This window comes from Emergencia sp. 1XD21-10 (genome assembly GCF_009936045.1).
Classification (GTDB): Bacteria; Bacillota; Clostridia; order Peptostreptococcales; family Anaerovoracaceae; genus Senimuribacter; species Senimuribacter intestinalis.
The window spans coordinates 1-2,699 of the sequence record NZ_QWEQ01000061.1 but is presented as its reverse complement, the minus strand read 5'-3'; the positions used below and the strand labels follow the sequence as shown (position 1 = coordinate 2,699).

At 45.1% G+C, this 2,699-nt stretch carries 1 protein-coding gene and 1 pseudogene; both read left to right on the top strand.

Annotation, left to right across the window (positions count from 1 at the left end; all coding sequences use genetic code 11):
* Window positions 1-1,362, top strand: a 1,362-nt coding sequence (locus tag D1151_RS16210) for a helicase C-terminal domain-containing protein (protein WP_243151238.1), incomplete at its 5' end; no start/stop codon positions are given.
* 177 nt (window positions 1,363-1,539) lie between these two features.
* Window positions 1,540-2,699, top strand: a pseudogene (locus D1151_RS16205) (hypothetical protein); the annotation flags it as partial.

Sequence of the window (2,699 nt, the reverse complement as noted above, 5' to 3'; positions counted from 1 at the left end):
GTTAAGACGGGATTGATGTCGGAAGGTGTTCCAGAAGATGAAATCGCTTTCATCCATGACTATAATACGGAAAGTGCAAAGGAGGATCTTTTTTCAAAGGTCAGAAGCGGTCGTGTGCGGTTTTTGCTTGGCAGTACCCAGAAGATGGGTGCTGGAATGAACGTGCAGACACGGCTGATTGCGGCGCATCACTTAGATGTTCCATGGAGACCGGCGGATCTTGAGCAAAGAAATGGTCGTCTGATCAGACAGGGCAATGCAAACGAAAAGGTATATATCTACAAGTACGTGACGGAAAATACTTTCGACGCCTATTCCTGGCAGACTCTTGAAACAAAGCAACGAGGCATCAGCCAGATTATGACGAGCAAGAATCCTGCTAGGCGATGTGAGGATGTCGATATGCGCGCTTTTGAATATGCAGAAACGAAAGCCCTTTGCTGCGGTGATGACAGAATCAAGGAGCAGATGGAACTGCAAAACAGCGTCAACCAGTTGAAACTGCTGAAACAGAATTTCGACGATGAGCGTTACCGCCTGCAGAACCAGTTGCTGCGATTACTCCCAGCAGAGTTTAAAGAAGCTGCGCAACGGCATGAAAACTATGCGCAGGATATTGCGCTGCTTTTTGAACATCGGGATAAGCCGTTTGAAATAACTGTTGCCGGTATGAAGTTTACGGAACCTGCTATGGCGGGGGAAGCTATTTATAATCTGACTGTAAAATATAAAGACAGAGACCGCTGGGAGCGGATTGGAACCTATAAAGGCTTTTCGCTGGAGACCAGTTTTTATGATGGAAGGTATCGCCTGCGACTGCATGGCAGCGGATTATATAACTTTGAGCGTGGTACTGAGCCTGGACAGATTATATCAAGAATGGATCAAAGGCTGGGTGGTATTGAAGGGTTGGAATCGGTAACTCAAACAGAAATGAAACAGCTGGACGATCGCATGAAGCGAACTGAAAAGGAACTGCAGCGTGCTTTTATCTATGCTGACGAACTTGCGGAGAAAGAAACGCGGCTTGAAGAACTGAATGCTGAGCTGCAAAGGGAAGAGCCTCATGAGACGGAAGCTATAAAGGAAGCATATGTGTACAACAACGGATACATCCTAATCGAAAAAGAGGGTGAAGATACCTATTATAGTCTGTATGACAGAGGCTTTGACAGCCGATTTAATGAGCGGCGCTTATATGCAGGCGATGAAATGATACCCCAATATATTGCAGAAGATGTGCTTTTAAAGCAAGGATATGCATCTACTGCAGTTGAGCAGACGGATGCAGAGTGGCTTAAAGAACAGGTTAAGTTTGCAGAAGTATCTATACGAGCCAACGATGAATGTGGGATTGAATGATAGAGATAACTGTATGGGTAGGACATAATGTCCTGCCTTTTATATACAGGGGATCTGCACCCCTGTAACCCCAGCGACGACACCGGCATATATCATGCCGATGCCTATAGAGAACTCACGAAGGACAGAAGGTAGCGAAGTTAACTTTTTTATTGACTGAAAAGGAGGAAGAATATAATGGGAAAACGACGATTTTTTGTTGATATGGATGGCACGCTGGCAGTTTTTACGCCGGTAGATACCGTGGAAACTTTATATGAAAAGGGATATTATGCCGAATTAAAGCCACATGCGAATGTGATTGAAGGAGTTAAGCAGTTTATACAGACGGAATCTGATACAGAAGTATATGTTCTGTCCGCAGTGCTGGAGGACAGTCCATATGCACTGATAGAGAAAAATGAGTGGTTAGACCGACATCTTCCGGAAGTCAATCAGGAACATAGAATATTTTTACCGTGTGGAAAAGATAAGTCAGAGTATGTTCCGGGAGGTATAAGTGCAGCGGATACATTGCTAGATGACTATTCTACGAATTTGCATCAGTGGCAGGCTGCGGGCGGTTGCGCCATTAAATTGATGAACGGCATAAATGGAACCCGTGGCAGCTGGATGGGGCAACGTATAGCGTATGACATTATGCCAGAACAGTTTTGCCATGATTTGATGCAGTACCTGCAGTTGGAGGAAAAAAGTGAAGCGTTGATTACGATTGGCGGACAGGAATGCGTCAAGGTTGAAGAATGGCAGATTGAAAATGACCATTATGTGCCGGGAAGGGCCATACAACAACAGGAAGCTGGAGCTTTTCATTATGCAACGGTCAACAACGATTTAACTAACATCTTTGAATACGAAGAAAAGTCGACAAGACAAAAAGTGGAGGATGATTATATTGACAGGGAAGCGATGCGGGATATAGACCGTTATGAGGCTGAATTTGGTGATCCAGTGCTTAAAGATGGAGTTACGAGAAGTCAGGCAGCAGAGGAGCGCGACAGCGCACTGCGGACTATTGGTTATAGCGCCAAAGAAATAGAGTACATATACGTAGATAAATATTATACCGGTGAGAGAGGGAATCTGTCTGAGATGGTTTATGATATGCTCATGCACCAGATGGCTGATGGTAAACCGACTGCGTATATTACACCAGGTACAAGCCGCAATGCATTTATAAAGACTATGGATGAGGAAAGCCGCCGAAGCATTGAGATGGCAATCAGATTGGCGGAAATCCAGGAAGGTTACTCAGGAACCGAACTGGAGGATAGGGTTGAGGAGGCTATGAGTAACCGGCTTAGCGCTATTGATGAAAGCCTTCATGTTGAGGAGCG